Source organism: Bradyrhizobium sp. CCGB12 (assembly GCF_024199845.1).
In the GTDB taxonomy this organism is placed as follows: Bacteria; Pseudomonadota; Alphaproteobacteria; order Rhizobiales; family Xanthobacteraceae; genus Bradyrhizobium.
Window position 1 is genome coordinate 2,777,542 of the sequence record NZ_JANADO010000001.1, and the last position, 24,594, is coordinate 2,802,135.

Genomic DNA, 24,594 nt, shown 5'->3' on the forward strand with positions numbered 1-24,594 from the left:
CGGTGAGCGCTGGCCGGCGCGTGCCAACGGCCATGTTGCGTTTTCGCCGGGCATGTTCCAAAGATGCCGCCAACTCATCTCAGCGGCATCGTCCGCATTTCAGGGTCCGCAAATGTCCGGTTTTTCGACCGCGCGCCTCAAGATGGTCGATGGCCAGGTGCGCACCAATGACGTCACCGACCGTCGTATTCTCGATGCCATGCTTACGGTTCCGCGCGAGGCCTTCGTGCCCGCCAGCAGGCAGGCATTGGCTTACCTCGACCTCGACCTCGATGTGAGCGAGGGGGGCGCCAAGCGGTTCCTGATCAAGCCGCAACTGACCGGCAAGCTGCTCCAGGCTGCCGAGATCGGCGAAGGCGACAACGTGCTCGTCGTCGGCTGCGCCACGGGCTATCTCGCCGCGCTCACTGCCAAGCTTGCGCATCAGGTTACCGCGACCGAATGCGATTCGGCGCTGGCCGCGAAGGCCAATGACGCCTTTGCCGCCCTCGGGCTCGGCAACGTCACCTGCAAAGCCGCGTCCTGTGCCGAGGGCGATGCGTCGGCCTCCCCCTATGACGTGATCGTCCTCAACGGCGCCGCCGAGGTGATGCCGGAGGGGTTGCTCGGGCAGCTCAAGGAAGGCGGGCGGCTGGTGGGAGTTTCAGCCGAATCCAAGCCGCCGCGAGCCATGATCGTGACCCATACCCACGGTGAATTCGGCCATCGGGCGCTGTTCGATGCCGCCGCGCCGGTCCTTCCCGGGCTGGAACGGGCCGCCGCTTTCGTGTTCTGATGCCCAAGGCCGATAAAATCCCGTTCTGAATCAGAAGTGTGGCCGGGATGCTGCACGTGAAGATTCTCCACCGGGAACTACCTTGAGGTAGTTCCGTCGCCGCAATCGGCGTCCTATGTTGCTGCGGGGCAATGACTCCAATTGGTAGACGATAACCCAGCTCGCGGGCACGAGCCGGGCGTTAGAATGAACGGAATTTCAGGGATGCATGGGGTGAAGCTCTTCACCGGAGCTGCGGTTTCGGTCCTGCTGCTGTCGCTAGCCGGGCCGACGCCTGCCTTGGCGGATACGATCGAGTCCGCGTTGGTGCGCGCCTATCAGAACAATCCACAGCTCAACGCACAACGTGCCCAGGTGCGCTCGACAGACGAGAACGTGCCTCAGGCTTTGTCGGGCTATCGCCCCAGGGTCTCGCTGACGGCGAGCGCCGGCTATCAATATCAGGATTTGCAGAGTGGTGTGGGGAGCAACTCAATCAGCGGAACCACCTTACCTCGCAGCGTTGGAGTTACCGCTTCACAGACGGTCTACAATGGCAACCAGACTGCCAACAGAACGCGGGCGGCCGAGAGTCAGGTGTCCGGCTCCCGCGAAGCGTTGCGCAGCCTCGATCAAAGCGTCCTGCTCCAGGCCGCCACGACCTACATGGATTATCTGCGCGACGCGGCAAACCTCGAAGTCCAGCGCAGCAACGTACGGGTGCTGGAGCAAACGCTCAAGCAGACCCGGGATCGTTTCAATGTCGGCGAAGTGACGCGCACCGACGTCGCGCAATCGGAAGCGCAACTGGCTGCCGGCAAGACGCAGGCGCTCACCGCCGAAGCGAATCTCACCACGACGCGGGCAAATTTCCGTCGCATCATCGGAAACGAGCCGACGAACCTGGCACCGGGCTCGCCGGTCGACCGCTTCCTGCCTGCGACGCTCGCTTCGGCCGTCGCGCTCAGCTTGGTTGAGCATCCCAACGTCACGGCGGCAATGTTCGGCATTGACGTCAATTTCTTGCAGGTGAAAGTCGCCGAAGGTGCGTTGCTGCCGACGGTTACGGTCCAGGCATCGGCCACGCAGGCCAACGAACAGTCCTTGATTCAGTTGCGCTCGTTTAACGCATCCGCGCTCGCGCAGGTCTCGGTACCTATTTATCAGGGCGGTAGCGAATATGCGTTGATCCGCCAATCCAAGGAAAACTTGGCGCAGCAGCGCCTGAACCTCGAAACCACGCGCGATCAGACCCGCGCGACCGTGGTGCAGTGGTGGGGGAACTTGCAGGCTGGCAAGGCGCAGGTGCAGTCCGCACAGGCCCAAGTCGCAGCGTCCGAGATCGCGTTGAACGGCGTGCGCGAGGAGGCCAAGGCCGGCCAGCGCACCACGCTCGACGTCCTCAACGCGCAGCAGGCGCTGGTCAATGCGCGCGTCGCGCTGGTCACGGCGCAGCATGATCGCGTTGTTGCATCCTATAACGTCCTCTCGGCTGTCGGCCGCCTGTCGCCTCAGGTCCTCGGCCTCGCGACCACGGTCTATGATGCCAGCGTGCACTACCAGCAGGTCCGCGACAGCTGGGTCGGCGTACGCACGCCCGACGGACGCTGATGTCCGTAGTGATCCGGTCGGTCTCGTGAATAGACGAGGTCGACCGGTGCTTTGCTTGCAATCATCAAATTCCCTGACATAGCCTTGCCAAGAAGATGCGGGTCGATTCGCCCGTATCGATGCCGTGTGCGTAAAGCTTGAGTGCCGCGGGCAGGGGCGCACCGCCGCACGTTGAGCCGTGATCTGGGGACAAGTCGGGCTGCCGCGACGAAAATGTCGGACCGTCATTCCGGAACCGGCCAATCCTGTCGTGCTTGGTGTAAAACAACGCATGCGAGGGCGTTGATGATGTGGAGTCGGAGATGACGCAGCCTGCAAAGGTCACAGAACCCTCGATGGAGGAGATTCTGGCCTCGATCCGGCGCATCATTGCCGACGATGAGGCCAAGCCGCCGCCGACGGAGGCGGCCAAACCCGAGAAGCCTGCGACGCCCGCCGTATCGCCAAAGCCGCAGGCGATGAACGACATTCCGCCATCCAAGGTTGCGCCGCCCAAACCCGCCGCCGAGAGGGCCGCACCGCCGCCGGCCGCAAAGCCGGCGCCGCCGCCACCCGCACCTGCGGTGGACGCATCCAACAGCCAGGATGATATCGACGCGCTGCTCGCCGGGCTCGACGCGGCCACACCTGCGCCCGAGGTTCGCGCTCCCGAGCCGGAGCCCGAACCCGAACCGGACGTGCTCGAATTGACCGACGAGATGGCGATGGACCCGACACCGCCTCCGCCGCCACCGAGCTTCCGCAAGGTCGAGCCGCGCGACGATCTCGAATTCGCCGAATCGCCGCCGCCGCGCCCCGTGCCGCCGCCGGCTTACGCATCGGTGGACTTCGATGCGCCGCCGCTGCCTCCGCAACAGCCGATCCTGGCGCAATCGACGGTCTCAGCAGTCGAATCCGCCTTCAACTCGCTGGCCCATACGGTGCTGAGCAGCAATGCACGGACGCTAGAGGATCTGGTCAAGGAGATGCTGCGTCCGATGCTGAAATCCTGGCTCGATGACAACCTGCCGGGTCTGGTTGAACGCATCGTGAAGGCCGAAATCGAGCGGGTCTCGCGGGGCGGCCGCTAGGGAGGGCCATGCGGCCCCGATAAAGCCCTGCTCCTGCGTCATATTCGGCCTGCGGCTCGGTCCGGAGACGCCTGCCGTTGAGCTTCCCGTTGACTTGAACCGCGCGCGCGGCTTTCTAGCAGCCCCATGATCGAGAAAAATTACCAGCCCGCCGATATCGAAGCCCGCATGTCCGTCGTGTGGGAGGACAGCCTTGCCTTCAAGGCCGGCCGTCCCGACCGCCGCGACGCGGTGCCGTTCACCATCGTGATCCCGCCGCCCAACGTGACGGGTTCGTTGCACATGGGCCACGCCCTCAACAACACGCTCCAGGATATCCTCTGCCGGTTCGAGCGCATGCGCGGCCGCGACGTGCTGTGGCAGCCCGGCACCGACCATGCCGGCATCGCCACCCAGATGGTCGTCGAGCGCCAGCTGATGGAGCGTCAGCAGCCCGGCCGTCGCGAGATGGGCCGCGAGAGGTTTCTGGAGCGGGTCTGGGAGTGGAAGGCCGAGAGCGGCGACACCATCATCAATCAGCTCAAGCGTCTTGGCGCCTCCTGCGACTGGTCGCGCGAACGCTTCACCATGGACGAGGGCCTGTCGAAGGCTGTCATCAAGGTGTTCGTCGAGCTGCATCGCGACGGTCTGATCTACAAGGACAAGCGGCTGGTGAACTGGGACACCAAGCTGCTGACCGCGATCTCCGATCTCGAGGTGCAGCAGACCGAGGTCAAGGGCAGCCTCTGGTATCTGCGCTATCCGATCGAGGGCAAGAATTTCAGCCCCGAGGATCCCTCGACCTTCATCGTCGTCGCCACCACGCGGCCCGAGACCATGCTCGGTGACACCGGCGTGGCCGTGCATCCCGACGATGAGCGCTATCAGAAGCTGGTCGGCAAGAACGTGATCCTGCCGCTGGTCGGCCGCAAGATCGAGATCGTCGCTGACGACTATTCCGATCCGGAGAAGGGTTCGGGCGCGGTGAAGGTGACGCCGGCGCACGACTTCAACGATTTCGAGGTCGGCAATCGCCACGGCCTGCGCCGGATCAGCGTGCTTGACAGGGAAGGCTGCCTCGATCTCGTCGACAACGAGGATTACCTGCGCGGCCTCCCCGAGGGCGCCACGCAATTCGCCGAGGAGTTCAACAAGGTTGACCGTTTCGCCGCGCGCAAGCGCATCGTCGAGCGGCTGGAGAGCTTCGGCTTCGTCGAGCGGATCGAGCCGCACACCCACATGGTGCCGCATGGCGACCGCTCCAACAGCGTGATCGAGCCGTATCTGACCGACCAATGGTATGTCGACGCCAAGACGATGGCCAAGCCGGCGATCGCGGCGGTGCGGTCGGGCGAAACCTCCTTCGTGCCGAAGAATTGGGAAAAGACCTATTTCGACTGGATGGAGAACATCCAGCCCTGGTGCATCTCGCGTCAGCTCTGGTGGGGCCACCAGATTCCGGCCTGGTACGGTCCTGACGGCAAGGTCTTCGTCGCCGAGACCGAGGAGGAGGCCGTCAGCCACGCGCTTGGCTATTATGTCGAGCAGGAGGTCATCACGCCCGAGCAGGGGCGCGAGATGGCGCTCGACCGCAACAAGCGCGAAGGCTTCATCACCCGCGACGAGGACGTGCTCGACACCTGGTTCTCGTCGGCGCTGTGGCCATTCTCGACGCTCGGCTGGCCGGAAGACGTACCCGAGGTGCAGCGCTACTATCCGACCAACGCGCTGGTGACCGGCTTCGACATCATATTCTTCTGGGTCGCCCGCATGATGATGATGGGCCTGCACTTCATGAAGGAGGTGCCGTTCTCGACGATCTACATCCACGCCCTCGTCCGCGACGAGAAGGGCGCTAAGATGTCGAAGTCGAAAGGCAACGTCATCGATCCCCTCAAGCTGATCGACGAATACGGCGCGGACGCGCTGCGCTTCACGCTGGCGGCGATGGCGGCGCAGGGCCGCGACATCAAGCTCGCCACCAGCCGCGTCGAGGGATACCGCAATTTCGCGACAAAGCTCTGGAATGCCTGTCGTTTCGCCGAGATGAACCACTGCGCCGTGCCTGAGGGCTTCGAGCCGGCGAAGGCGAAGGAGACACTGAACCGCTGGATCGCGCATGAGAGCGCGCACACCACGCGCGAGGTGACCGAGGCGATCGAGGCCTACCGCTTCAATGACGCTGCCAGCGCGATCTATCGCTTCGTCTGGAACGTCTATTGCGACTGGTATGTCGAGCTCGCAAAGCCCGTGTTGCTTGGTCCGGACAGTCCCGCCAAGGACGAGACCCGCGCCATGGTTGCCTGGGCGCGTGACGAGATCCTCAAGCTGCTGCACCCCTTCATGCCCTTCATCACCGAAGAGCTGTGGGAGGTGACGGCGAAGCGCGACGGCCTGCTTGCACTGGCGCCGTGGCCGCTGAAGCCGACCGAGCCGACGCCGGAGCAGCTCGCGATGCTCGCGGCGACGACGAGGCCGACCGATCCACTCGCCTCGCCGGCCTGGGTGCTGCCGATCTTCGACCATGCCGACTTCACCGATCCCAAGGCCGAGGCCGAGATCGGCTGGGTGATCGACCTCATCACCCAGATCCGTTCGGTGCGCGCCGAGATGAACATACCGCCGGCGACACTGACGGCGCTGGTGCTCGCTGGCGCCTCGGCCGAGACCAGGGAACGTGCGCCGCGCTGGACCGATGTCATCAAGCGCATGGCGCGGCTGTCCGAGATCTCCTTCGCCGACCGTGCGCCTGACGGCGCGGTTCAGCTGCTGGTGCGCGGCGAGGTGGCCGCGCTGCCGCTGAAGGGCGTGATCGACGTTGCCGCCGAGCGCACGCGCCTCGACAAGGAGATCGGCAAGGCCGATGCCGACATCAAGCGCGCCGAGTCCAAGCTGGCGAACGAGAAATTCGTCGCCAACGCGGCCGAGGAGGTCGTTGAGGAGGAGCGCGAAAAGCGCGAGGCCGCGCTGGCCCGCAAGGCCAAGCTGCTGGAGGCGCTGGAGCGGCTGAAGCAGGCGTCGTAGGGCTATTTCGGAAACGGCTTGCTGAGGAATTTCGAGCCCCGGACGCCGTAGCGCCAGGGCAACTCCACGGCCTTGGTGATGCCGATCCGGATTCCGGTCGCGACCTCGACATCCTCCGTCCGCGCATGCAGTGCGATCGGCGCCCGGTCGAGGGGCAGGGCGTTGTGAGCGATGGTGATGCCGAGCGCTTCGGTCAACTTGCCCGGGCCCGAGCACAGCGCGTGCAGGTCCTGGAGATGACGGCGACGGCGCATCGCAGCTAGGCCATGCGTCGGCTCCAGCGCGCGGATCAGCACGGCGCTGGCCGAGCCTTCGTCCTCGCAGACGAAGTTCACGCACCAATGGATGCCGTAGGAGCGGTAGACATAGGCAAAGCCGGGCGGACCGAACATGATCTGGTTCCGCGGCGTCGGGCCGTTGTAGGAGTGCGCCGCCGGCTCGGTATGATGATAGGCCTCGACCTCGACGATGATCCCGCCGACGCCATCGACGAGCATGGTGGCCCCAATTAGATCGCGGGCGACCTCGCGCACCTCGCGGTCGAAAAAGGCACGTTTCAGCGGCTTGCCAAGCGGCGGTGTGGAAGGTTTCGAGACTGGAGCCATTCGAGGTGAGAATCGCCTGAGAACAGAGCAGGATATTGCCCATATCTGCCATGTTCCCTGAAGCGGGGCGAGCCGGGTTGCGATGCCAGGCCAGACCGACTAGGTAGGACCTGAACAGACCGGACACCCTATGGTCGTTATTGTCGATACCATCTCGAACCCGCTGCGCCCGCGCCACCCGGAAAAGGTGAACCGGCCCGATTCTGCTTCGCCGCCGAAGCCGGACTGGATTCGCGTGCGCGCGCCCAATACCCGCGGCTATGCCGACACCCGCAACATCGTGCGGGCGAACGGCTTGCACACGGTGTGCGAGGAGGCGGGCTGCCCGAACATCGGCGAGTGCTGGGACAAGAAGCACGCGACCTTCATGATCATGGGTGACACCTGCACCCGCGCCTGTGCCTTCTGCAACGTCAAGACCGGCCTGCCGAATGCGCTCGATGCCTCGGAGCCGCAGCACGTCGCCGAAGCCGTGGCCAAGCTCGGCCTCGCCCATGTCGTCATCACCTCCGTCGACCGCGACGACCTCACTGACGGCGGCGCCCAGCATTTCGCAGAAACCATCCGTGCGATCCGGGCCGCGTGCCCCTCGACCACGATCGAGATCCTGACGCCGGACTTCCTGCGCAAGGAGGGAGCACTCGAGGTCGTCGTTGCCGCGAAGCCCGACGTCTTCAACCACAATCTCGAGACCGTGCCGTCGCGCTATCTCACGGTGCGGCCGGGCGCGCGCTATTTCCATTCAATCCGGCTGTTGCAGCGGGTCAGGGAGCTCGATCCCACCATCTTCACCAAGTCCGGCATCATGGTCGGCCTCGGCGAGGAGCGCCACGAGGTGCTCCAGGTGATGGACGATCTGCGCTCGGCCGAGGTCGACTTCCTGACCATCGGTCAGTACCTCCAGCCGACCCGGAAGCATCATGCCGTGATGCGCTTCGTGCCGCCCGACGAGTTCGCCTCCTACGAAAAGGTCGCCTACACCAAGGGTTTCCTGATGGTGTCGGCAAGCCCGCTGACCCGCTCGTCGCATCATGCCGGCGAGGACTTTGCGAGATTGAAGGCCGCGCGGGCAGCTAGCACCCGCTGAATCGCCATGCCCAAATTTTCGAGCAAGCGCCGTGTCAATCACAGTGCATCCGAGATGTTTGATCTGGTCGCCGACGTCGAGCGCTATCCGGAATTCGTGCCGCTGTGCAGCGCGCTGAAGGTGCGGCAGCGGATGGCGAAGCCCGACGGCACCGAGGTGCTGGTCGCCGACATGACGGTGTCGTTCAAGCTGGTCAAGGAATCCTTCACCAGCCGGGTGACGCTGGATCGCGACAATCTGAAGATCCTGGTCGAATATCTGCAAGGCCCCTTCAGCAAGCTCGAAAATCGCTGGACGTTCGAATCCAAGGGTGAGGGCGTCTGCGACGTCGGATTTTTCCTCTCCTACGAGTTTAGGAGCCGCATGCTGGGGATGCTGATGGGCTCGATGTTCGACGCCGCATTCGCGCGTTTCTCCACAGCGTTCGAGAAGCGGGCCGATGTGATCTACGGCCGGCCGAAGCTGGCGTCGTCGTAGCCGTTCCGGCTGGCTCCGCCGTCATTGCGAGGAGCTCTTGCGACGAAGCAATCCAGCGTCTCTCCGTGGCGACAGTCTGGATTGCTTCGCGGAGCCTTGTCATCGGGCCGCGCTTCGCGCGGACCCGTTGGCTTGCCATCACGGTGGGGAGGCAGGCGCGCCGAACCCTTCAATCCACCGCCTTCACCACATCCGGCGGCTGCGAGGCGTAGTAAGCTGCGGCCTGATCGATCTCCTGCGGCGTCATCGCACGGGCGACGTTGCGCATCTGCTGGCTGATGTCGTTGCGGCGCTCGCCGGAGGCGAAGGCCTGGAGCTGCGCCTTCATATAGGCCTCCGATTGGCCCTCCAGCCATGGGCTGCCGGTCTTGTTGTCGAGGCTGCCATGGCAGGAGCCGCAGGGCGCGATACCGCGCATCGGGGCGCCGTAGATGACGATGTTGGGTTTCGGATGTTGCGGCGTCGGGTGGTAAGCCGGCAGCCGCGGCAGATAGGCGTAATAATTCGAGAGATCGGCAATCTCTTGGTCCGTCAGATTGACGGCGAACGGCGACATCACGGCGTTGGTCCGGGCGCCGGAGCGAAAATCGTGCAGCTCCTTGTAGATCACGGCCGCATACTGGCCGGCGAGGTTCGGCGAGTCCGCGCGGCTGATGCCGGTCGGGCCGTGGCAGATCGCGCAGCGCTGCGCCAGCGTGGCGCCGCGGCCGATGGCCTCCTGGCTCGGGCGTGACAGCGTGGACGAAGTCAGCACGACCTCCGACAGGCGCTTGCTCTGTTCGGGCGCCGTCACGCTGGCCGCGCGTTGCGGCACGCCGGCGGCGCTACAGATGGCATCCCAGACATTGGCGAACTGAACCCAGGGCTGCGCGAAGGGCAGCACGATGAAGCCCGCAATCGCCGTCACGATCAGAATGGCAGCGGTGATGCCGACGCCGAGCGTGAAATGCCTGTTGCGGAAGGTGAAGAGGTCGCGCGCGCTCATCACTGCGCTCCCACATAGACCGCCGGCACCGAGGTGCCCTCGCTCAGTGCCAGTGTCAGGATCGGGTAGCCGTAGTTGGTGAGGGTGAGGCCGATCATCAACGCCACCCACAGCGCATGAGTGTTGAGCGCGACCGGCACGGTCGCCGGCTGATGCACGGCGAGGGCGAAGCGGTAGGGGCCGGCGTCGGCCTGAGGCGCGCGCATGCCGCGCGCCAGGATGACGATGAATATGAGGCCCGAGGCCAGCAGAATGAAGCCGCCGATCGCCGAGAGCGTGACCGAAAGCGCCTGCGGCGCGATCGCGGGATCGCCGAAGTCGAAATAGGCCATGCGGCGCGGCATGCCGAGGATGCCGACCCAGTGCCATGGGAAGGTGGTGACGATCATGCCGACGAACCACAGCCAGAGCTGGGTGCGGATTAGGCGGAGATCGATCAGCTCCCGGCCCGTCAGATGCGGCCATAGATCATAGGCGATCGCAAAATACATGATCACGATGGCGCCACCGAAGATCAGGTGGAAATGCCCGGTGATCCACTGCGTGTTGTGGATCGACGCATCGAGCTGATAGCTCATGTTGATGAGGCCGCCGGCGCCGCCGAAGCCGAGCATGACGAAGGAGAAAGCCAGCGCCAGCATCATCGGATTGTCCCAGGGCAGGGCCCAGAGCCAGCCGAACATGCCGCGCCCGCCGCGCAGGCGGGCGGCGATCTCGACGGATGCGCAGATCGTGAACACGGTCAGCAGCGTCGGCAGTGCCACCAGCGCCGTGAAGGCCGAATGGATGAACTTAAAGCCGGCGCCGACCTGCGGATCGGCAAAGGTGTGGTGCATGCCGATCGGCATCGCCACCACCAGGAACAGGATGAAGGAGATTCGCGCCATGCTGTCGGAGTAGACCCGACCGCCGATCGCTCGCGGCACGATGGTGTAATAGGCGATGTAGGTCGGCATCAGCCAGAAATAGACGATGGCGTGCAGCGTCCAGGAGAAGAACACGCGGGCAAGCCCCGCATCGATCGTGGCCTTCAGCCCCGCCGCAACGGGAATGATCTGGAGCAGCAGCTCGAGCGCGGCGCCGACCGCGGTCCAGGCCCACAAATACGAGCCCGCGACATTGGCGTACATCGCCAGCGGCACCGGCGCGCCGGGATGGGCCTTTCGCCAGACGCGCAGATTGATCGCCATCAGCGCGACCCAGATCCAGGAGCCGACCACGACCAGCACCACGCCGAGATAGTAGAAGACGTTGCCGATCAGCGGCGGATAGAAAGTGTAGAGTACCGACGCCCGCCCGAGCGCGATCGGGATCACCGCCATGATGCTGCCGGCGACGATCAGCCAGAATCCGGCCCAGGCCCAGCGCACGCCGACCAGGCGCTGCTGCAGCGCGGACTCGCTGATGGCATAGCCAAAGGCCATCGCGACCAGGGTCGGAAAGACATAGCCCATCACCGTGCCGTGCGCGGTCAGCGAGCGGTAATAGAGCTCGGGATTGGACAGCCACATGCCGATCGGGCTGCGGATGAACATCTGCCAGGCGCCGAGCGTGAGCGCGACGCCGAACACGGCGAAGGCCAGCCAGAAATGGGCGAGGATGAGCTTCCTATTGACCAACACAGCTCAGCCTCCCGCCGCCCTTCGCGCGATCGGCGAATTCGGTCTTGTCGATCACCTTGACCTTGCCCCACATGCCCTCGTGGCCAAAGCTGCAAAACTCCTGGCAGGGCATGAGATAGTCGCCGGTCTTCGTGAAGCGCATCAGCTGCTCGGAAATGTAGCCGGGCACCAGCATGGTGTTGACGTTGGTGCCCTGGATCAGGATGCCGTGAACGACGTCGGCACTGGTGGCGCGCATGGTGATCGGCGTGTCCACGGGCACCACGATGCAGGCCGGCGTGAAGGAATATTGCTGGCCGATCGCACGCACGGTCACATTGCCACTGGCCTCGAGCACGCTGCCGAGATTGCTCTCGACGAATTCGCCGGACAGATGCAGGCGCGATGGATCGGTGGTTTCGACGCGCGGCTGCGGCATGGTCGCGCGATGGATGCCGGCGAATGCAGCAAGCAGTGCCATCATCACGATGATGATCACGGCAATGGTGGCCCAGCGCCGCTCGACGCGGGCCGCGACCTCGGCGCTGCCATGGGTTTGCTCTACGCTCATTGCAGCGATCCGCGCGGCAGGAAGACGAACAGGTAGAAGGCAAGCCACATCGCGACCACGCATGCCGTGGCAATGCCGGCCAGCACGATCGCGCCTGTCGGTCCCTGGGCGACGACCTCCTCGACGGCCTGATCGGCGGCGGCTGGGCTGGTCGGCGGGTCCGAGTTGATCATGGCGTGTCTCAGTTCAGCGGTGCGGAGCGCAGCTCGTTGGCCTCGCGTGCCGAGACCGGCGTGCCGCGATTGCCCCAGGCGGTGCGGATGTAGGATACGACGGCGGCGACCTCGTTGTCGGAGAGGAGGCCTGCGAACGGCGGCATGCCGTAGGGCATAGGATTGCCCTTGGTGCCCGGCGGATAGCCGCCATTGAGCACCATGCGGATCGGATTGACCGCCGACTGCATCTCGATCGACTGGTTGTTGGCGAGCGGCGGCCAATGCGGCGGCTTGCCTTCGCCCTGCATGCCATGGCAGCTCGCGCAACTCTTGTCATAAACGGTCTTGCCGAGGCTGATCAGCAGGCTGCTCTCGCTGGTCGGCAGCGTCGAGCTTGCCGGTGGCGGCGGCGAGGGCTCCGCGATGCCCTTGAGGTACACCGCCATCGCCTTGGTGTCCTCGTCGCTGAGATATTGCAGGCTGTTGTGCACGACCTCCGCCATCGGGCCGTAGACCACGCCACGCATGGAGACCCCGGTCTGGAGCAGGTCGGTGATGTCCTTGATGCTCCAGTCGCCGAGACCTGCTTCGCGATTTGACGTGAGCGAAGGCGCGTACCAGTTCTGCATCGGGATCAGACCGCCCTTGAAGGCGTCCGATTGCGCGGTGCCGCCGAGCGCGTTGATCGGCGAATGACACATGCCGCAATGGCCAAGGCCTTCGACCAGATAGGCGCCGCGATTCCATTCGGCTGACTTCGACGGGTCGGGCTTGAACTCGCCCTCGCGGAAGTACAGCGTGCGCCAGCCGAGGATGAGCTGACGGTTGTCGTAGGGAAAGCGCAGCTCGTGCGGCTTGTTCTTCTGGTTCACCGGAGCGATCGAGCGTAAATACGCGAAGATTGCGTCGCTGTCGGCGCGCGTGACCTTGGTGTAGGACGCAAACGGCATTGCCGGATAGATCAGCCCGCCGTCCGGGAAGCGGCCGCTGTGCATGGTCTTGTAGAAATCGTTGGCGCTCCACTTGCCGATACCTGTATCCGGATCCGGCGTGATGTTGGAGGTGTAGAGCGTGCCGAATGGCGTCGGCATGGCGCGGCCGCCGGCGAACAGGTGACCTTCCGGTGCTGTGTGGCAGGCAGTGCAGTCGCCGGCACGCGCGAGATATTCGCCGCGCGCGATGATGTCGGTGGCCTTGTCTTGCGCCTGCGCGGCCGTGGTGAGCGCGGCGATTGCAAGAAGCGTAATCGACAATTTCGAGCCCATCATCCGCCTCGTCAGTTGGGCTGGCTGCCGCAGCCGAACGGCAGCGCGTAGGTGCCTTTCGGCACGGGGGCCGGATTGGCTGGTGCCGGCCACGTCGCGAGCCAGGCTGCAACGGCGGTAACATCTGCTTCCGTCAGATGTCCGGCGACAAGCTGCATGCAGTCAGGTGACTTTGCCGTGCGCGTGCCGTAGCGCCAGGCGCCGAGCTGGGCGCTGACATAGGCGGCGCGGAGACCAAGCAGGCCAGGGATACCGGGCTGCATGCCCGTGAGCCCCGGACCATGGCAACTGACGCACGCCGGTATGTTACGACCGGCGTCGCCGCTGGTGGCGAGCAACGCTCCGAGCGCCAACACGTCCTTGCTGACCTCGCTCGGCGCCGGTGGCGGCAGCGGCGGGTGCTCGCTGGCAAAATATTCCGCCATCGCCTCCAGATATGGATCGGGCAGGAATTCCAGCAGGTAATTCATCGGCGGGTATTTGCGCCGGCCGCTGCGGAAGGCGAGGAGCTGGTTGTAGAGATAGCCGGCCGGCTTGCCGGCAAGGCGCGGGAAATAAACGTCGCTGGTGCCTTCGCCCTTGTTGCCGTGGCAGGGCGTGCAGGCCTCGACCCGCGCCGCCATGGTATCGGGCGGCTGGTTGGCGAGCGGTTGGGCGGCCGCGCCATCAAAGGCAGCCAAGGTGGCAATGGCGGCTGCCAGAGCAGTGGTGCGAGCGAACACTCTCGTCACCCTCCAGAAAGCAGGACCGGTTGATTCCGGATCACAACGTAGGGGAGGATTATTGCGCCAATTTGATCTTGCGCAAGTTCAGGCACGGAGATGACGTTTGGTCGCGGTCCCTGCATATGCAATCCCGATCGAATTGGACAAAACTTGCGTGCTTCTTGAAATCGAAACATACCGCTGCGCTCTCGCGGCAGTTCTTGCCCGAGGCTTGCGTCGTGATGTCGACCCTCTTTGTCAGGGCGCAGGGAAGACCGGGTGCCGGCCGGGCACCTACGGTCCACTGTGCGGAAGGTTGCGCTACAAGAGTTGCACAGCGGCATACAGGTGAAGCCAAACAACCGGCCTTCCCTGCGCAGTGGTTTGACGGCTTATGCCGAGTTCTCCCCGGGGAGCGATGCACTATTGCCCCCGTCGCCTTAGGGATGACTGATGCGCGCACCCGGTTGGGCCGCCACATCACCGAAAGACTTGGCGCACAGACCCCGGGCGCCAGGACGACACGGTTTTGCCGTACGCTGATAGCGCCGTTCGTGTGCGCGCCGCGATCGCTCACGGTCTCCCGCCCTGCGATTGCCCGTCGCGCCGATGCTGCCTGCGTCCACCGCAGCTCATCCCGCGTATGTGACGATCGCGATACGCCCCTCTGACCGGGATGAGGTAGCGCACGAATACGCCAAAGGCGAATTTCGGTAAAGGAGAATATTTTCGCACGCGGCAATTGACCCGTCGGCTGGGTGTTTTGCCCGACGGGCAGCACAAGGCCTTGTAGGATGGATGGACAGCCCGCATGTCCGGCGCGCAAACCAGAATCGAACTCCGTGCCCTTGTGGGTGACAAGTGCAGTTTGTGCCAAAACACTCTTGGCTGACGGAACACCCCTTGCTGTCCGCGATACACCCAATTCAGCTGCATCCATTGAGGGATTCAACCAGAATACGAGCCGGGCGCGGGGGCTTTTGTACCTGGACCGAGGGACATGGGACGCTGGAAGCAATCGTGGAGCGAGCAAGACCTTAGCAAGCTGAAGACACTCGCAGGCACCAAACCGATTGCCGTGATCGCGAAAGAGCTCGGCCGAACCACAGGCACGGTGCTAGCGAAGGCGATCGAGCAGAAGCTCCCTGTCATTCATCGGATCGAGCGTCCGGCACGGTAATCGGGAATGTCACGCAGTATTCGAGCCTCTGGCAGCAGGGCAATGTCCGCGAGCCCCAGACCGAGCTTCGCTTCATCGTGGATTACACCGCGCTGTTCCCGGCCCCAGTGAATTGATCGGGCAGTCGTGATTCCCGGCTTTGACCGGAACCGCAGCGCCACCAGGCGCAGCGGGAGGGATCGTTTTTCGCCGCGGCGAGTTCTGTACGGATTGTCCGGGTTGGAGCCGCCATGACCATCAACTTCGACACGCTGAAAGCGTCACTCGTCCTGTATGGGCTGAACGCGATCTACGCGATCCTGCTGCTCGCGGTCGGCTGGTATCTGTCCGGCGCAATGCAGCGATTCGTCACGCGCGTCCTGAGCGTCACTCACCGCGTCGATCCGCTCGTCACCTTGTTCGTGGCCAGCGTCACGCGTTACGGCGTGCTGGCGATTGTCGGCATCGCCGTGCTCCAGCTCTTCGGCATCCAGACCGCGAGTCTTGTCGCCGTGCTGGGCGCGACGTCACTTGCCATTGGCCTCGCGCTCCAGGGCACGCTCTCCAATCTCGCCGCCGGCGTGATGCTGCTGTTGTTCCGCCCCTTCCACATCGGCGACGACGTCGAGGTCGCCGGCAAGGCCGGGAAGGTGAAGACGCTGTCGCTGTTCATGACCGAGCTGGTCGCCGCCGACAACACGCAGATCCTCTTGCCGAACGGACAGGTGTGGGGCGCGGCCATCATCAATCACAGCGCCTATCCAGGGACGGGCGAGGTCAAGGTGACATTTCCGGTCAGAGCCGGATCGGTCAATGCGCTGGCCGACCAGATCTTGAAAGAGCTGCGCGCCGACCCCCGCATCGACGAGGAGGCCGCGCCCTCGGTCAATGTGTCGAAAGTGATCGCTGCCGATCCAGCAGCGCCTGTCGTGGAATTGACGGTGAGCGCAAAGGTGAAGCCGTCCGATGCCGCTGCCGTCAAGCAGCGTGTACTCGATCACGCGAGTGCACTGCTCGCGGCGGCGTGAGGCGATTCACCCTCGCGGCGACCGCGGCGGCCTGCGCTTCACGGCGTGCCGGCGCGGCGAGCGGGTGACGCGGGGGCGCAGGCGGCTTGCAGCGGTGCGGCGCGGCTTGACCTGCGCTTGCGGGCCGCGGGCGAGATCCATCAGCATGCGCAGCGCCTCGACCACGGAGCGGGCGCGCACGGCGCCGCGGCCGATCGCGCCGAAACGATGCTCACGATGGATGATGCGGCCGTCGCGCGCGGCTGCGGCGAAATGCACGAGGCCGACCGGCTTGCCCGGCGTGGCGCCGCCCGGGCCGGCAATGCCGGTGATGGCAACCGCAAGATCGACATCGGCGCGCTCCAGAGCGCCGACCGCCATGGCGGTTGCGGTCTCCTTGCTGACCGCGCCGAAATTGGTGAGCGTGCTCGCCTCGACCCCGAGCATCGCGCGCTTGGCGTCGTTGGAATAGGTGACGAAGCCGCGATCGATCACGTCGGAGGAGCCGGGGATGTCGGTCAGCGCGCCGGCAACGAGGCCGCCGGTGCAGGACTCAGCCGTCGCGATCGTCAGCTTGCGCATCCGGCACAAATCGAGCAGCGAGCGGGAGAGGGCACGTGCGTCGCTGCCGCCCATGGCCTAGACGCTCCAAGTCTCTTCGTTAAACGGCAGGCGGATGGTGGCGCTCGCGGTGGCCGCGATGCCTTCCTCGCGGCCCGTGAAGCCGAGCCGCTCGCTGGTCGTCGCCTTCACTGCGACGCGAGAGATATTCACGCCGGAGATCTCGGCGATGCGGGCGCGCATGGCGTCGCGCAAGGGGCCGATCTTCGGCCGCTCGCAAATCAGCGTCACCTCGAGATTGGCGACGCGGCCGCCACGCTGGGTGACGCGCTCGATGGCGTATTTCAGGAACTGGTCGGAGGAGGCGCCCTTCCACTTCGCATCGCTCGGCGGGAAGTGCGAGCCGATGTCGCCGTCGGCGAGCGCGCCGAGGATGGCGTCGACCAGCGCATGCAGGCCGACATCGCCGTCGGAATGGGCGAGAAAACCTTTCGTATGCGGAACGCGCACGCCGCAGATCATGACGTGGTCGCCTTCGCCGAAGGCGTGCACGTCATAGCCCGTGCCGGTTCTGATGTCGCCGAGCTGGGCGGCAAGGCGTGCTTCCTCGCGCACGAAATCCTCGGGGGTGGTGAGCTTCATGTTAGCAACATCGCCTTCAAAGGTTGCAACCGTCAATCCTGCCCATTCGGCAATGGCGGCATCATCGGTGAAATCCGAACGCCCATCCTTCGCCGCGCGACGATGCGCCTCGAGGATGACGTCGAAACGAAAGGATTGCGGCGTCTGCGCAATTCGGAGGCGCGCACGGTCCGGCGTGCCCTCGATATGACCGTTCTCGCCGGTGAGCTTGATCGTGTCGGTGACGGCAATGGCGGGGATCGCGGCGCCGGTGTGGCTCGCCGCGTCGATCGCACGAGAGATCACGCCTTCCGAAACAAAGGGGCGGGCGGCATCGTGGATCAGGACGATGTCGGGCTTGTGCTTTGCGAGCGCTTCGAGGCCGGCGAGCACGGAAGCCTGGCGGGTGGCACCGCCGTTGGCGGGCGGCTCGTGCTTGAGCCCCGCGACCGCGGCCGTGAACATGGCGCCGTCGTCGGGATTCACCACCGGCTGCACCGCCGACACGTCAGGGTGGCGGCTGAAGGCCTCCATGGCGCGATAGATCACGGGCACACCGCCGATCTCGCGATATTGCTTCGGCCCGCCCGCGCCGGCGCGCAACCCGCGACCGGCTGCGACGAGGACGACCGCGATGCGTTGTGATTTCGCCATAGGACTCAAATACTCAGTTGGTGATGAAGAGTCGGAGAGAGGGGTGATTTGACGGCATGCCTCTAGCACGGCAGGCCCGCAAAAAAAGGGGGTTTCCCCCGATTGTGGGAAACAGCAATTTGCTGCACTGCACTTGAAAGATCTGCAGAACTGTCTAAACTGTAGGCATGGCGCTTGACTGCACAAGAATTGTGCGCAAGATAGATCGTGGCAGGTGCGATGAGGCCCCTGGCAAGTCAACGAGACCCCTGTGACCGGCTCGGCAGTATCCGGCTCTAAGCCGTTGAAAATAGGCGATATTGATGTCGCCACTCCGGTCTTCCTGGCACCGATGTCGGGGGTGACGGACTCGCCGGTCCGCCGGCTCGCTGCCGAGCTTGGGGCAGGTCTCGTCGTGTCTGAAATGACCGCCAGCGATGAGCTCGCCAACGGTCATCGGATGTCACGGTTGCGCTGCGAAGCCACCGGGATCGGGCCGCACGTGGTCCAGCTCGCCGGCTGCGAGACGCGTTGGATGGCCGAGGGGGCCCGGATCGCCGAGGCCGAAGGCGCCGACATCATCGATATCAACATGGGCTGCCCAGCCCGTCACGTCACCGGCGGCCAGTCGGGCTCGGCCCTGATGCGCGACCTCGACCATGCCGTCAGCCTGATCGACGCGACGATTGCGGCGGTGAAGGTGCCGGTGACGCTGAAGATGCGGCTCGGCTGGGACGACCGCAGCCGTAACGCGCCGGAGTTGGCGCGTCGCGCGGAAGCATCAGGCATCAGGCTCGTCACCGTGCATGGCCGCACCCGCTGCCAGTTCTACAAGGGCGAAGCCGATTGGGATGCGATCCGCGCCGTGCGCGAGGCCATCTCCATTCCGCTCGTCGTCAATGGCGACATCACCACTTATGACAAAGCGCTCGCGGCGCTCGACGCCTCCGGCGCCGATGCCGTGATGATCGGCCGCGGCGCGCAGGGCCAGCCCTGGCTGCCCGGCCAGATCGGTCGCCGCCTGAAGGGTGGGGCAGAGGAAGCAACGCCCTCGCTTCAGACGCAGCTGCACTATGTCCGCACGCTCTATGAGGGCGTCTGTGCGCTCTACGGCTTGCGCATCGGGCTCAGGCACGCGCGCAAGCATCTGGGCTGGGCGCTCGATGTCGCGGCGGATGTGAGCGACGCCTCGGGCGAGAAGCTGAAGGGGTGGCGTCAGAAGATCCTGACCTCCGAGGATCCTCGCCTCGTCCACCAATCGCTGCAAGAGGCCTTCGACGACTTCGCATGGAGCGCTGCTGCATGAGCTCAGCCGCTGAACATCGCCGGCCGGCCGACAGTGACGCGATCCTGGACGCACTTCCCAATCCCGTGCTGATGATCGGGCCGGACGGCAAGATCGTCGCCGCCAATATCGCGACCGAAGCGTTCTTCGAGATCTCGACGCAATTCCTGAAGCGGCAATCGCTGAAGGAGCTGGTGCCGTTCGGCAGCCCCTTGCTGGCGCTGATCGACCAGGTGCGTTCGTCAAACTCGCCGGTCAACGAATACAAGGTCGATCTCGGCACGCCGCGCATGGGCGGCGACCGCCAGGTCGATCTGCATGTCGCGCCGCTCACCGAGCGGCCAGGCCATATCGTGGTGATGCTCCAGGAGCGCACCATCGCCGACAAGATGGACCGCCAGCTCACCCATCGCAGCGCTGCGCGCTCGGTGATCGCGCTCGCCGCCATGCTGGCGCATGAGATCAAGAACCCGCTCTCCGGCATTCGCGGCGCGGCGCAGCTCCTGGAGCAGCAGGCTTCCTCCGAGGACCGCATGCTGACGCGCCTGATCTGCGACGAGGCCGACCGCATCGTAACGCTGGTCGACCGCATGGAGGTGTTCGGCGACGAGCGCCCCGTGGTGCGCGGCCCGGTCAACATCCATTCGGTGCTCGATCACGTGAAGCGGCTGGCGCAGTCCGGCTTTGCCCGCAACATCCGCTTCGTCGAGGACTACGATCCCTCGCTGCCGCCGGTGCTGGCCAACCAGGACCAGCTCATCCAGGTGTTCCTCAATCTCGTGAAGAATGCCGCCGAAGCTCTGATCGACGTGCCGGACGGCGAGATCCAGCTCACCACCGCGTTCCGCCCCGGCGTGCGACTGTCAGTCCCCGGTCAAAAATCCCGGGTATCCCTGCCGCTCGAATTCTGCGTGAGGGACAACGGACCAGGCGTGCCGGACGACCTTCTGCCCAACCTGTTCGATCCCTTCGTGACCACCAAGCAGACCGGCTCGGGTCTGGGCCTCGCGCTGGTCGCAAAGATCGTCGGCGATCACGGGGGCATCATCGAATGCGAATCTCAGCCGCGTAAGACCACCTTCCGCGTGCTGATGCCGATGTATTCCACATCGGTGAAACATGCCGATCAAAGCAGCCGCGCCGACTCTGCCGGGAAGCCGTCGCCTGCGTCACAGGGGGCAAAATGAGGATTAGCGATGCCCGCAGGTAGCATTCTCGTAGCTGATGACGATACCGCCATCCGCACCGTTCTCAATCAGGCACTTTCCCGCGCCGGCTATGAAGTGCGGCTGACCGGCAATGCCGCAACGCTGTGGCGTTGGGTCAGCCAGGGGGAGGGCGATCTCGTCATCACCGACGTGGTGATGCCCGACGAGAACGCTTTCGACCTGCTGCCGCGGATCAAGAAGATGCGGCCAAATCTGCCCGTCATCGTCATGAGCGCGCAGAACACGTTCATGACGGCGATCCGCGCCTCCGAGCGTGGCGCCTATGAATATCTGCCGAAGCCCTTCGACCTGAAGGAGCTGATCGCCATCGTCGGCCGCGCGCTGGCCGAGCCGAAGGAGCGGACATCGACGCCGGACGAGGACGCCGAGATGGAGGCGATCCCGCTGGTCGGCCGCTCGCCGGCGATGCAGGAAATCTATCGGGTGCTGGCGCGTCTGATGCAGACCGATCTCACCGTGATGATCACGGGCGAGTCCGGCACCGGCAAGGAGCTGGTGGCGCGCGCGCTGCACGATTACGGCAAGCGCCGCAACGGCCCGTTCGTCGCCGTCAACATGGCGGCGATCCCGCGTGACCTGATCGAATCCGAATTGTTCGGGCATGAGCGCGGCGCCTTCACAGGCGCCAACACCCGCGCCTCCGGCCGGTTCGAGCAGGCCGAGGGCGGCACGCTGTTCCTCGACGAAATCGGCGATATGCCGATGGAGGCGCAGACCCGCCTGCTGCGCGTGCTCCAGCAGGGCGAATACACCACTGTCGGCGGCCGCACCCCGATCAAGACCGATGTCCGCATCGTCGCGGCCTCCAACAAGGATCTGCGCGTCCTGATCCAGCAGGGCCTGTTCCGCGAAGATTTGTTCTTCCGCCTCAACGTCGTGCCGCTGCGGCTGCCGCCGCTGCGCGAGCGCATCGAGGACCTGCCCGATCTCGTGCGGCACTTCTTCACGCTGGCCGAGAAGGACGGCTTGCCGCCGAAGAAGCTGGATACGCTGGCGCTGGAGCGGATGAAGCAGCACCGCTGGCCCGGCAATGTGCGCGAGCTCGAAAACCTCGCACGGCGCCTGGCCGCGCTATATCCGCAGGACGTAATCACGTCCTCGGTGATCGACGGCGAGCTCGCGCCGCCCTCGGTCAGCCCGGGCGCCGCGGTCCAGCAGGGCGTCGACAATCTCGGCGGCGCGGTGGAGGCCTATCTGTCCTCGCACTTCCAGGGCTTTCCGAACGGCATGCCGCCGCCCGGCCTCTATCACCGCATCCTCAAGGAGATCGAAGTGCCGCTGCTCACGGCCGCGCTCGCCGCCACCCGCGGCAACCAGATCCGCGCTGCGGACCTGCTCGGCCTCAACCGCAACACGCTGCGGAAGAAGATCCGCGACCTCGATATCCAGGTCTACCGGAGCGGGGCCTGATTTTAGCCCCTCGCACCAATCATCCGCGTCGGTACGGCTGAGACCGCCTAAGCGATGAACACAGCAGAGCGCGAGCCTGTCGCGACCTCTGTCAGTTTTTTCGCGCCTGCCACCTTGTCTGCTGTTCCCTGGAATGCCATTATAGGTTGAGTATTGGCCGCCGGAATGGGGATGCCGGTGATGGGGATGTTGGTCGGCGCACGCGTGCGTGCCGCAGCAATTTCGGCTGCGTGTTTGACTGTTTTTTGCCCGGACTTCAGCTCGGCGGACGAGCTGAAAGCGCCTGATCCATTCAAGGCTGCGTCGACCAGGCTCAAAGATCTCTCATCCTTCGTCGACAATCATCTCCAGACTGTCGAGACCGTGAATAAGGCGGCGGGCACCAAGATCGCCGGCAGTAAAAGCCAAACAATGGACGTGAGCGCCTTTAGCCAGATCGCCGGCAAGGGAGCCGGTGCGAACATTCGGGCAATTGAGAATACGCTACGCTTCCAACAACTGGATTCGGCACCGAACATTCGCAAGCTCGATTTTTTGCAGGATCACCAAACGCAGCTCCGGGATTTCTCGAGCAAGCTTCATCAGGCCCAGACAGACTTACAGACTCTGGCTCCAGCCGAAGCCAAACAACGTTTCGACGCCATCATCGTCCCGACCGATATGCAGGAAATTCTCCAACTCGGCACGGATGGCCGCACGCTTCCTTTGCCGCCCCACCTCCAGGGACTGGGTGGACTGAAGCCAAGCACACTCACCCCCTATGTCGTCGGCCCCGGCTCCGCCGCTACGGTCGAGTATCCCTCCGTTGTCGAGATCGCTTATGCTTGGGATGGATTTGGCTCTTCAGCCTTGTGCACCGGCACGCTGATCTCATCGACCTCCGTCCTCACGGCAGCGCATTGCTTTTGCGAGCAGGTCAGCGCGAAGACTGCGAAGGACTGTCTTTCCGCTACCTACAAGCGAGGCCAGGAGGATGTGAAGATCGACGACAAGCGGTTCGTCTCGGTCTTCTTCCATGATCGCGGCGTGGTCGCCGTCGACCAGATCATTATCAATCCAAACTATGCATTTCCCAAAAAGGACCTGGCGATCTTGAAGTTGGCGAAGGAGATCACCGATGTGATGCCAGCGCCACTCAACACGGTACGCCCAATCAAGCCTGGGGAGTTTGCGACGATTGTCGGATTCGGTGTGCATAGCCCCTTGAGGGCGAACGGGTCCCCGCAGCCCGGGCCACCCGTCGACGGTTCCGAAGGCATCAAACTGTGGGCGACGATTCAGGCTTCCGCGTGCAAGGATGCGGGCTTTGAAGAGGATTTTTGCTGGAACTTCAAGCTCCGCAACGAAAACAAGATCCTTGGCAGCACATGTCACGGAGATTCCGGCGGTCCCGCCTTCGCCACCATAGACGGCGCCGTGAGGCTCGTAGGCGTCACGTCGGGCGGTCCCGACGACTGCCGGGCCGGGAAGGGCGGCCCGACCTACGACGTCGAGGTATTCAAGAACATCTCCTGGATCACGTCAGTCGCTGGTCCTAACGCAAATCCGGCCTTCGCAGCCAATCCAAACGCGTTCATCAAGAACCCGGGCATTCGAGCGTATGGTGCCCCGTATCATCTTTTCATCAACACTCCGGATCATTTGAACGGTTCCTTCTCGATCGTCAGCGCAAGCGGCTTCCTTACCGTGAGCGTCAACACGACACCAACGTTTGCCACGCTGACCCTCGAATTGACGGCACCAGGCGCGACCAGTCCGGCCTGCACCTCGTCGGTTGCGGACGCGTTCGCCACCTGCACCGTGCAATCGCCTGCGATCGGCAGCTGGAACGTTCGCGTCACCGGCGCGAGCCCTCAAGAATCGCAGGTTGTCGCGGCCGTCAGTCATTAGCGTTCGGAATTGCCGATAGTCCCATTACTTTGTTTGTGCGGAGTCGTTCTTATGCGGATGGCCAGTTGCGCAATTGTCGTAGCGAGCGGTGCTTGGATAGGCGGCTGCAGCATCATTCCGCCTATGCCGGACGACACCAGTTTGCCCGTTCGGGAGATTCTCCAGCACACGGCCTGCGAATTGCGTTATGCCTTCGTCAGGCTCAGCGCACCCCAATATAGCTCATTCAAGGCCAACAAGTGGCTGGTCGCGATCAAGCTATCGCCGAAGATGGATTCCGAGATCAACGGAGGTGTCGGTTCAACAGGCAAGAGCACGACGCTCTCTGCGGCCAAATATTTCAACAATTGGACGTTTGGATCGGTCGGCTCTCCCGGCGGCGCCGTCGATGCCAAAGGGACCCGCGACGTCTCCATTACATTCAAGACGAGTTCGAAGGAGCTGATTTCGAATCCAAAGAATCAGCTGATCTGCCCCGTCGACAGCCCGCGTGCGCACGTTCTGACAGAGCATCTGGGAATTGGTGAATGGCTCATTCGCCTTGTCGAGGCGAAGGATACAGCCATGGGGTCGCTCGCCAAGCTGGATTCGCCCACCTACAGCTCGCAGATATTCGTCAAGTTCAGTGGCAACGGAAGTTTCACCTATAGCTTCCCGTTCGGCACTGCGTTCGGTGCATTGTCGGGATCGTACGATATGGACGAGACCCTGCTCATAACTTTAAGCCCCGATACCAGCAGCAGCGGCACTCTCGTTGTCCAGACCCTGCCGGTCGGCGGCAACTTCAAGGATGGTCCGGACCGCGTCACCGTCACCAGCCGCGTCAACGCGCAAGAGAAGCTGGATACCACGACCAACCAGCAGAGCATCATCAACGCTATTCGCAACCTTCCTCGCTAATGCAGGGCGTA

At 64.1% G+C, this 24,594-nt stretch carries 22 protein-coding genes; 13 read left to right on the plus strand and 9 right to left on the minus strand.

Features of this window, described 5'->3' with window-relative positions; genetic code table 11:
- The first annotated feature begins 112 nt into the window (after nucleotides 1–112).
- The 4 genes from NLM27_RS13345 to NLM27_RS13360 all read left to right on the plus strand — a co-directional run bounded on the left by NLM27_RS13345 (nucleotide 113) and on the right by NLM27_RS13360 (nucleotide 6,438).
- Nucleotides 113–775, plus strand: a complete 663-nt coding sequence (locus NLM27_RS13345; RefSeq protein WP_254143730.1) for a protein-L-isoaspartate O-methyltransferase — start codon at nucleotides 113–115, stop codon at nucleotides 773–775.
- 204 nt (nucleotides 776–979) lie between these two features.
- Nucleotides 980–2,365, plus strand: a complete 1,386-nt coding sequence (locus NLM27_RS13350) for a TolC family outer membrane protein (protein WP_254148818.1) — start codon at nucleotides 980–982, stop codon at nucleotides 2,363–2,365.
- A gap of 302 nt (nucleotides 2,366–2,667) precedes the next feature.
- Nucleotides 2,668–3,435: a PopZ family protein gene (locus NLM27_RS13355; protein ID WP_254143731.1), complete on the plus strand. Its 768-nt coding sequence runs from the start codon at nucleotides 2,668–2,670 to the stop codon at nucleotides 3,433–3,435.
- Nucleotides 3,436–3,561: 126 nt separating this feature from the next.
- The gene (locus NLM27_RS13360) at nucleotides 3,562–6,438 is read left to right on the plus strand and encodes a valine--tRNA ligase (protein ID WP_254143732.1); all 2,877 of its coding nucleotides are present in this window, start codon (nucleotides 3,562–3,564) and stop codon (nucleotides 6,436–6,438) included.
- A 2-nt stretch (nucleotides 6,439–6,440) separates the two neighbouring features.
- On the opposite strand, the gene NLM27_RS13365 is transcribed toward NLM27_RS13360, so the two are convergent.
- The gene (locus NLM27_RS13365) at nucleotides 6,441–7,043 is read right to left on the minus strand and encodes a DNA-3-methyladenine glycosylase (protein ID WP_254143733.1); all 603 of its coding nucleotides are present in this window, start codon (nucleotides 7,041–7,043) and stop codon (nucleotides 6,441–6,443) included.
- A gap of 130 nt (nucleotides 7,044–7,173) precedes the next feature.
- Here NLM27_RS13365 and lipA point away from each other — a divergent pair, with 130 nt between their 5' ends.
- Together lipA and NLM27_RS13375 are read left to right on the plus strand one after the other, a co-directional pair.
- The gene (gene lipA / locus NLM27_RS13370) at nucleotides 7,174–8,130 is read left to right on the plus strand and encodes a lipoyl synthase (RefSeq protein ID WP_254143734.1); all 957 of its coding nucleotides are present in this window, start codon (nucleotides 7,174–7,176) and stop codon (nucleotides 8,128–8,130) included.
- A 6-nt stretch (nucleotides 8,131–8,136) separates the two neighbouring features.
- On the plus strand, nucleotides 8,137–8,607 hold the full coding sequence (locus tag NLM27_RS13375; protein WP_254143735.1) for a type II toxin-antitoxin system RatA family toxin: 471 nt from the start codon (nucleotides 8,137–8,139) through the stop codon (nucleotides 8,605–8,607).
- A 169-nt stretch (nucleotides 8,608–8,776) separates the two neighbouring features.
- On the opposite strand, the gene NLM27_RS13380 is transcribed toward NLM27_RS13375, so the two are convergent.
- Genes NLM27_RS13380 through NLM27_RS13405 form a run of 6 tightly spaced genes read right to left on the minus strand, consistent with a single transcriptional unit; the run spans nucleotide 8,777 to nucleotide 13,906 of the window.
- The gene (locus NLM27_RS13380; protein ID WP_254143736.1) at nucleotides 8,777–9,592 is read right to left on the minus strand and encodes a cytochrome c; all 816 of its coding nucleotides are present in this window, start codon (nucleotides 9,590–9,592) and stop codon (nucleotides 8,777–8,779) included.
- Nucleotides 9,592–11,214 (minus strand): b(o/a)3-type cytochrome-c oxidase subunit 1, encoded by a 1,623-nt coding sequence (locus NLM27_RS13385; protein ID WP_254143737.1) that lies wholly within the window; start codon nucleotides 11,212–11,214, stop codon nucleotides 9,592–9,594. Before NLM27_RS13385 ends, NLM27_RS13380 begins: the two co-directional genes overlap by 1 nt.
- Nucleotides 11,201–11,764 carry a cytochrome C oxidase subunit II gene (locus tag NLM27_RS13390; protein WP_254143738.1) on the minus strand — a complete coding sequence of 188 codons (564 nt, stop codon included), beginning with the start codon at nucleotides 11,762–11,764 and terminating at the stop codon, nucleotides 11,201–11,203. Before NLM27_RS13390 ends, NLM27_RS13385 begins: the two co-directional genes overlap by 14 nt.
- On the minus strand, nucleotides 11,761–11,937 hold the full coding sequence (locus NLM27_RS13395; RefSeq protein ID WP_254143739.1) for a hypothetical protein: 177 nt from the start codon (nucleotides 11,935–11,937) through the stop codon (nucleotides 11,761–11,763). Before NLM27_RS13395 ends, NLM27_RS13390 begins: the two co-directional genes overlap by 4 nt.
- Before the next feature lie 8 nt (nucleotides 11,938–11,945).
- A complete protein-coding gene (locus NLM27_RS13400; protein WP_254143740.1) occupies nucleotides 11,946–13,184 on the minus strand; it encodes a cytochrome c in 1,239 nt (412 codons plus the stop codon).
- A gap of 11 nt (nucleotides 13,185–13,195) precedes the next feature.
- On the minus strand, nucleotides 13,196–13,906 hold the full coding sequence (locus NLM27_RS13405; RefSeq protein ID WP_254143741.1) for a c-type cytochrome: 711 nt from the start codon (nucleotides 13,904–13,906) through the stop codon (nucleotides 13,196–13,198).
- Nucleotides 13,907–14,888: 982 nt separating this feature from the next.
- On the opposite strand from NLM27_RS13405, the gene NLM27_RS13410 reads away from it, so the two are divergent.
- Nucleotides 14,889–15,068, plus strand: coding sequence for a hypothetical protein (locus tag NLM27_RS13410; protein WP_254143742.1), 180 nt, complete (start codon nucleotides 14,889–14,891; stop codon nucleotides 15,066–15,068).
- A 230-nt stretch (nucleotides 15,069–15,298) separates the two neighbouring features.
- Nucleotides 15,299–16,075: a mechanosensitive ion channel family protein gene (locus tag NLM27_RS13415; RefSeq protein ID WP_254143743.1), complete on the plus strand. Its 777-nt coding sequence runs from the start codon at nucleotides 15,299–15,301 to the stop codon at nucleotides 16,073–16,075.
- Between the two features lie 6 nt (nucleotides 16,076–16,081).
- Here the strand turns inward: NLM27_RS13415 and NLM27_RS13420 are convergent, their stop codons facing one another.
- Together NLM27_RS13420 and NLM27_RS13425 are read right to left on the minus strand one after the other, a co-directional pair.
- A complete protein-coding gene (locus NLM27_RS13420; protein WP_254143744.1) occupies nucleotides 16,082–16,690 on the minus strand; it encodes a CinA family protein in 609 nt (202 codons plus the stop codon).
- Between the two features lie 3 nt (nucleotides 16,691–16,693).
- Nucleotides 16,694–17,890, minus strand: coding sequence for a bifunctional 2-C-methyl-D-erythritol 4-phosphate cytidylyltransferase/2-C-methyl-D-erythritol 2,4-cyclodiphosphate synthase (locus tag NLM27_RS13425; protein WP_254143745.1), 1,197 nt, complete (start codon nucleotides 17,888–17,890; stop codon nucleotides 16,694–16,696).
- 283 nt (nucleotides 17,891–18,173) lie between these two features.
- Here NLM27_RS13425 and dusB point away from each other — a divergent pair, with 283 nt between their 5' ends.
- The 5 genes from dusB (at nucleotide 18,174) to NLM27_RS13450 (ending at nucleotide 24,583) form a co-directional block, all read left to right on the plus strand.
- The gene (gene dusB, locus NLM27_RS13430) at nucleotides 18,174–19,175 is read left to right on the plus strand and encodes a tRNA dihydrouridine synthase DusB (protein ID WP_254148819.1); all 1,002 of its coding nucleotides are present in this window, start codon (nucleotides 18,174–18,176) and stop codon (nucleotides 19,173–19,175) included.
- Nucleotides 19,172–20,341, plus strand: coding sequence for a nitrogen regulation protein NR(II) (locus NLM27_RS13435; protein ID WP_254143746.1), 1,170 nt, complete (start codon nucleotides 19,172–19,174; stop codon nucleotides 20,339–20,341). Before dusB ends, NLM27_RS13435 begins: the two co-directional genes overlap by 4 nt.
- Nucleotides 20,342–20,350: 9 nt before the next feature.
- Entirely contained in the window at nucleotides 20,351–21,793 is a 1,443-nt protein-coding gene (gene ntrC / locus NLM27_RS13440; RefSeq protein WP_254143747.1) for a nitrogen regulation protein NR(I), read from the plus strand.
- 180 nt (nucleotides 21,794–21,973) lie between these two features.
- Entirely contained in the window at nucleotides 21,974–23,683 is a 1,710-nt protein-coding gene (locus tag NLM27_RS13445; protein WP_254143748.1) for a trypsin-like serine protease, read from the plus strand.
- Nucleotides 23,684–23,806: 123 nt separating this feature from the next.
- Nucleotides 23,807–24,583: a hypothetical protein gene (locus NLM27_RS13450; RefSeq protein ID WP_254143749.1), complete on the plus strand. Its 777-nt coding sequence runs from the start codon at nucleotides 23,807–23,809 to the stop codon at nucleotides 24,581–24,583.
- Nucleotides 24,584–24,594: the final 11 nt, after the last annotated feature.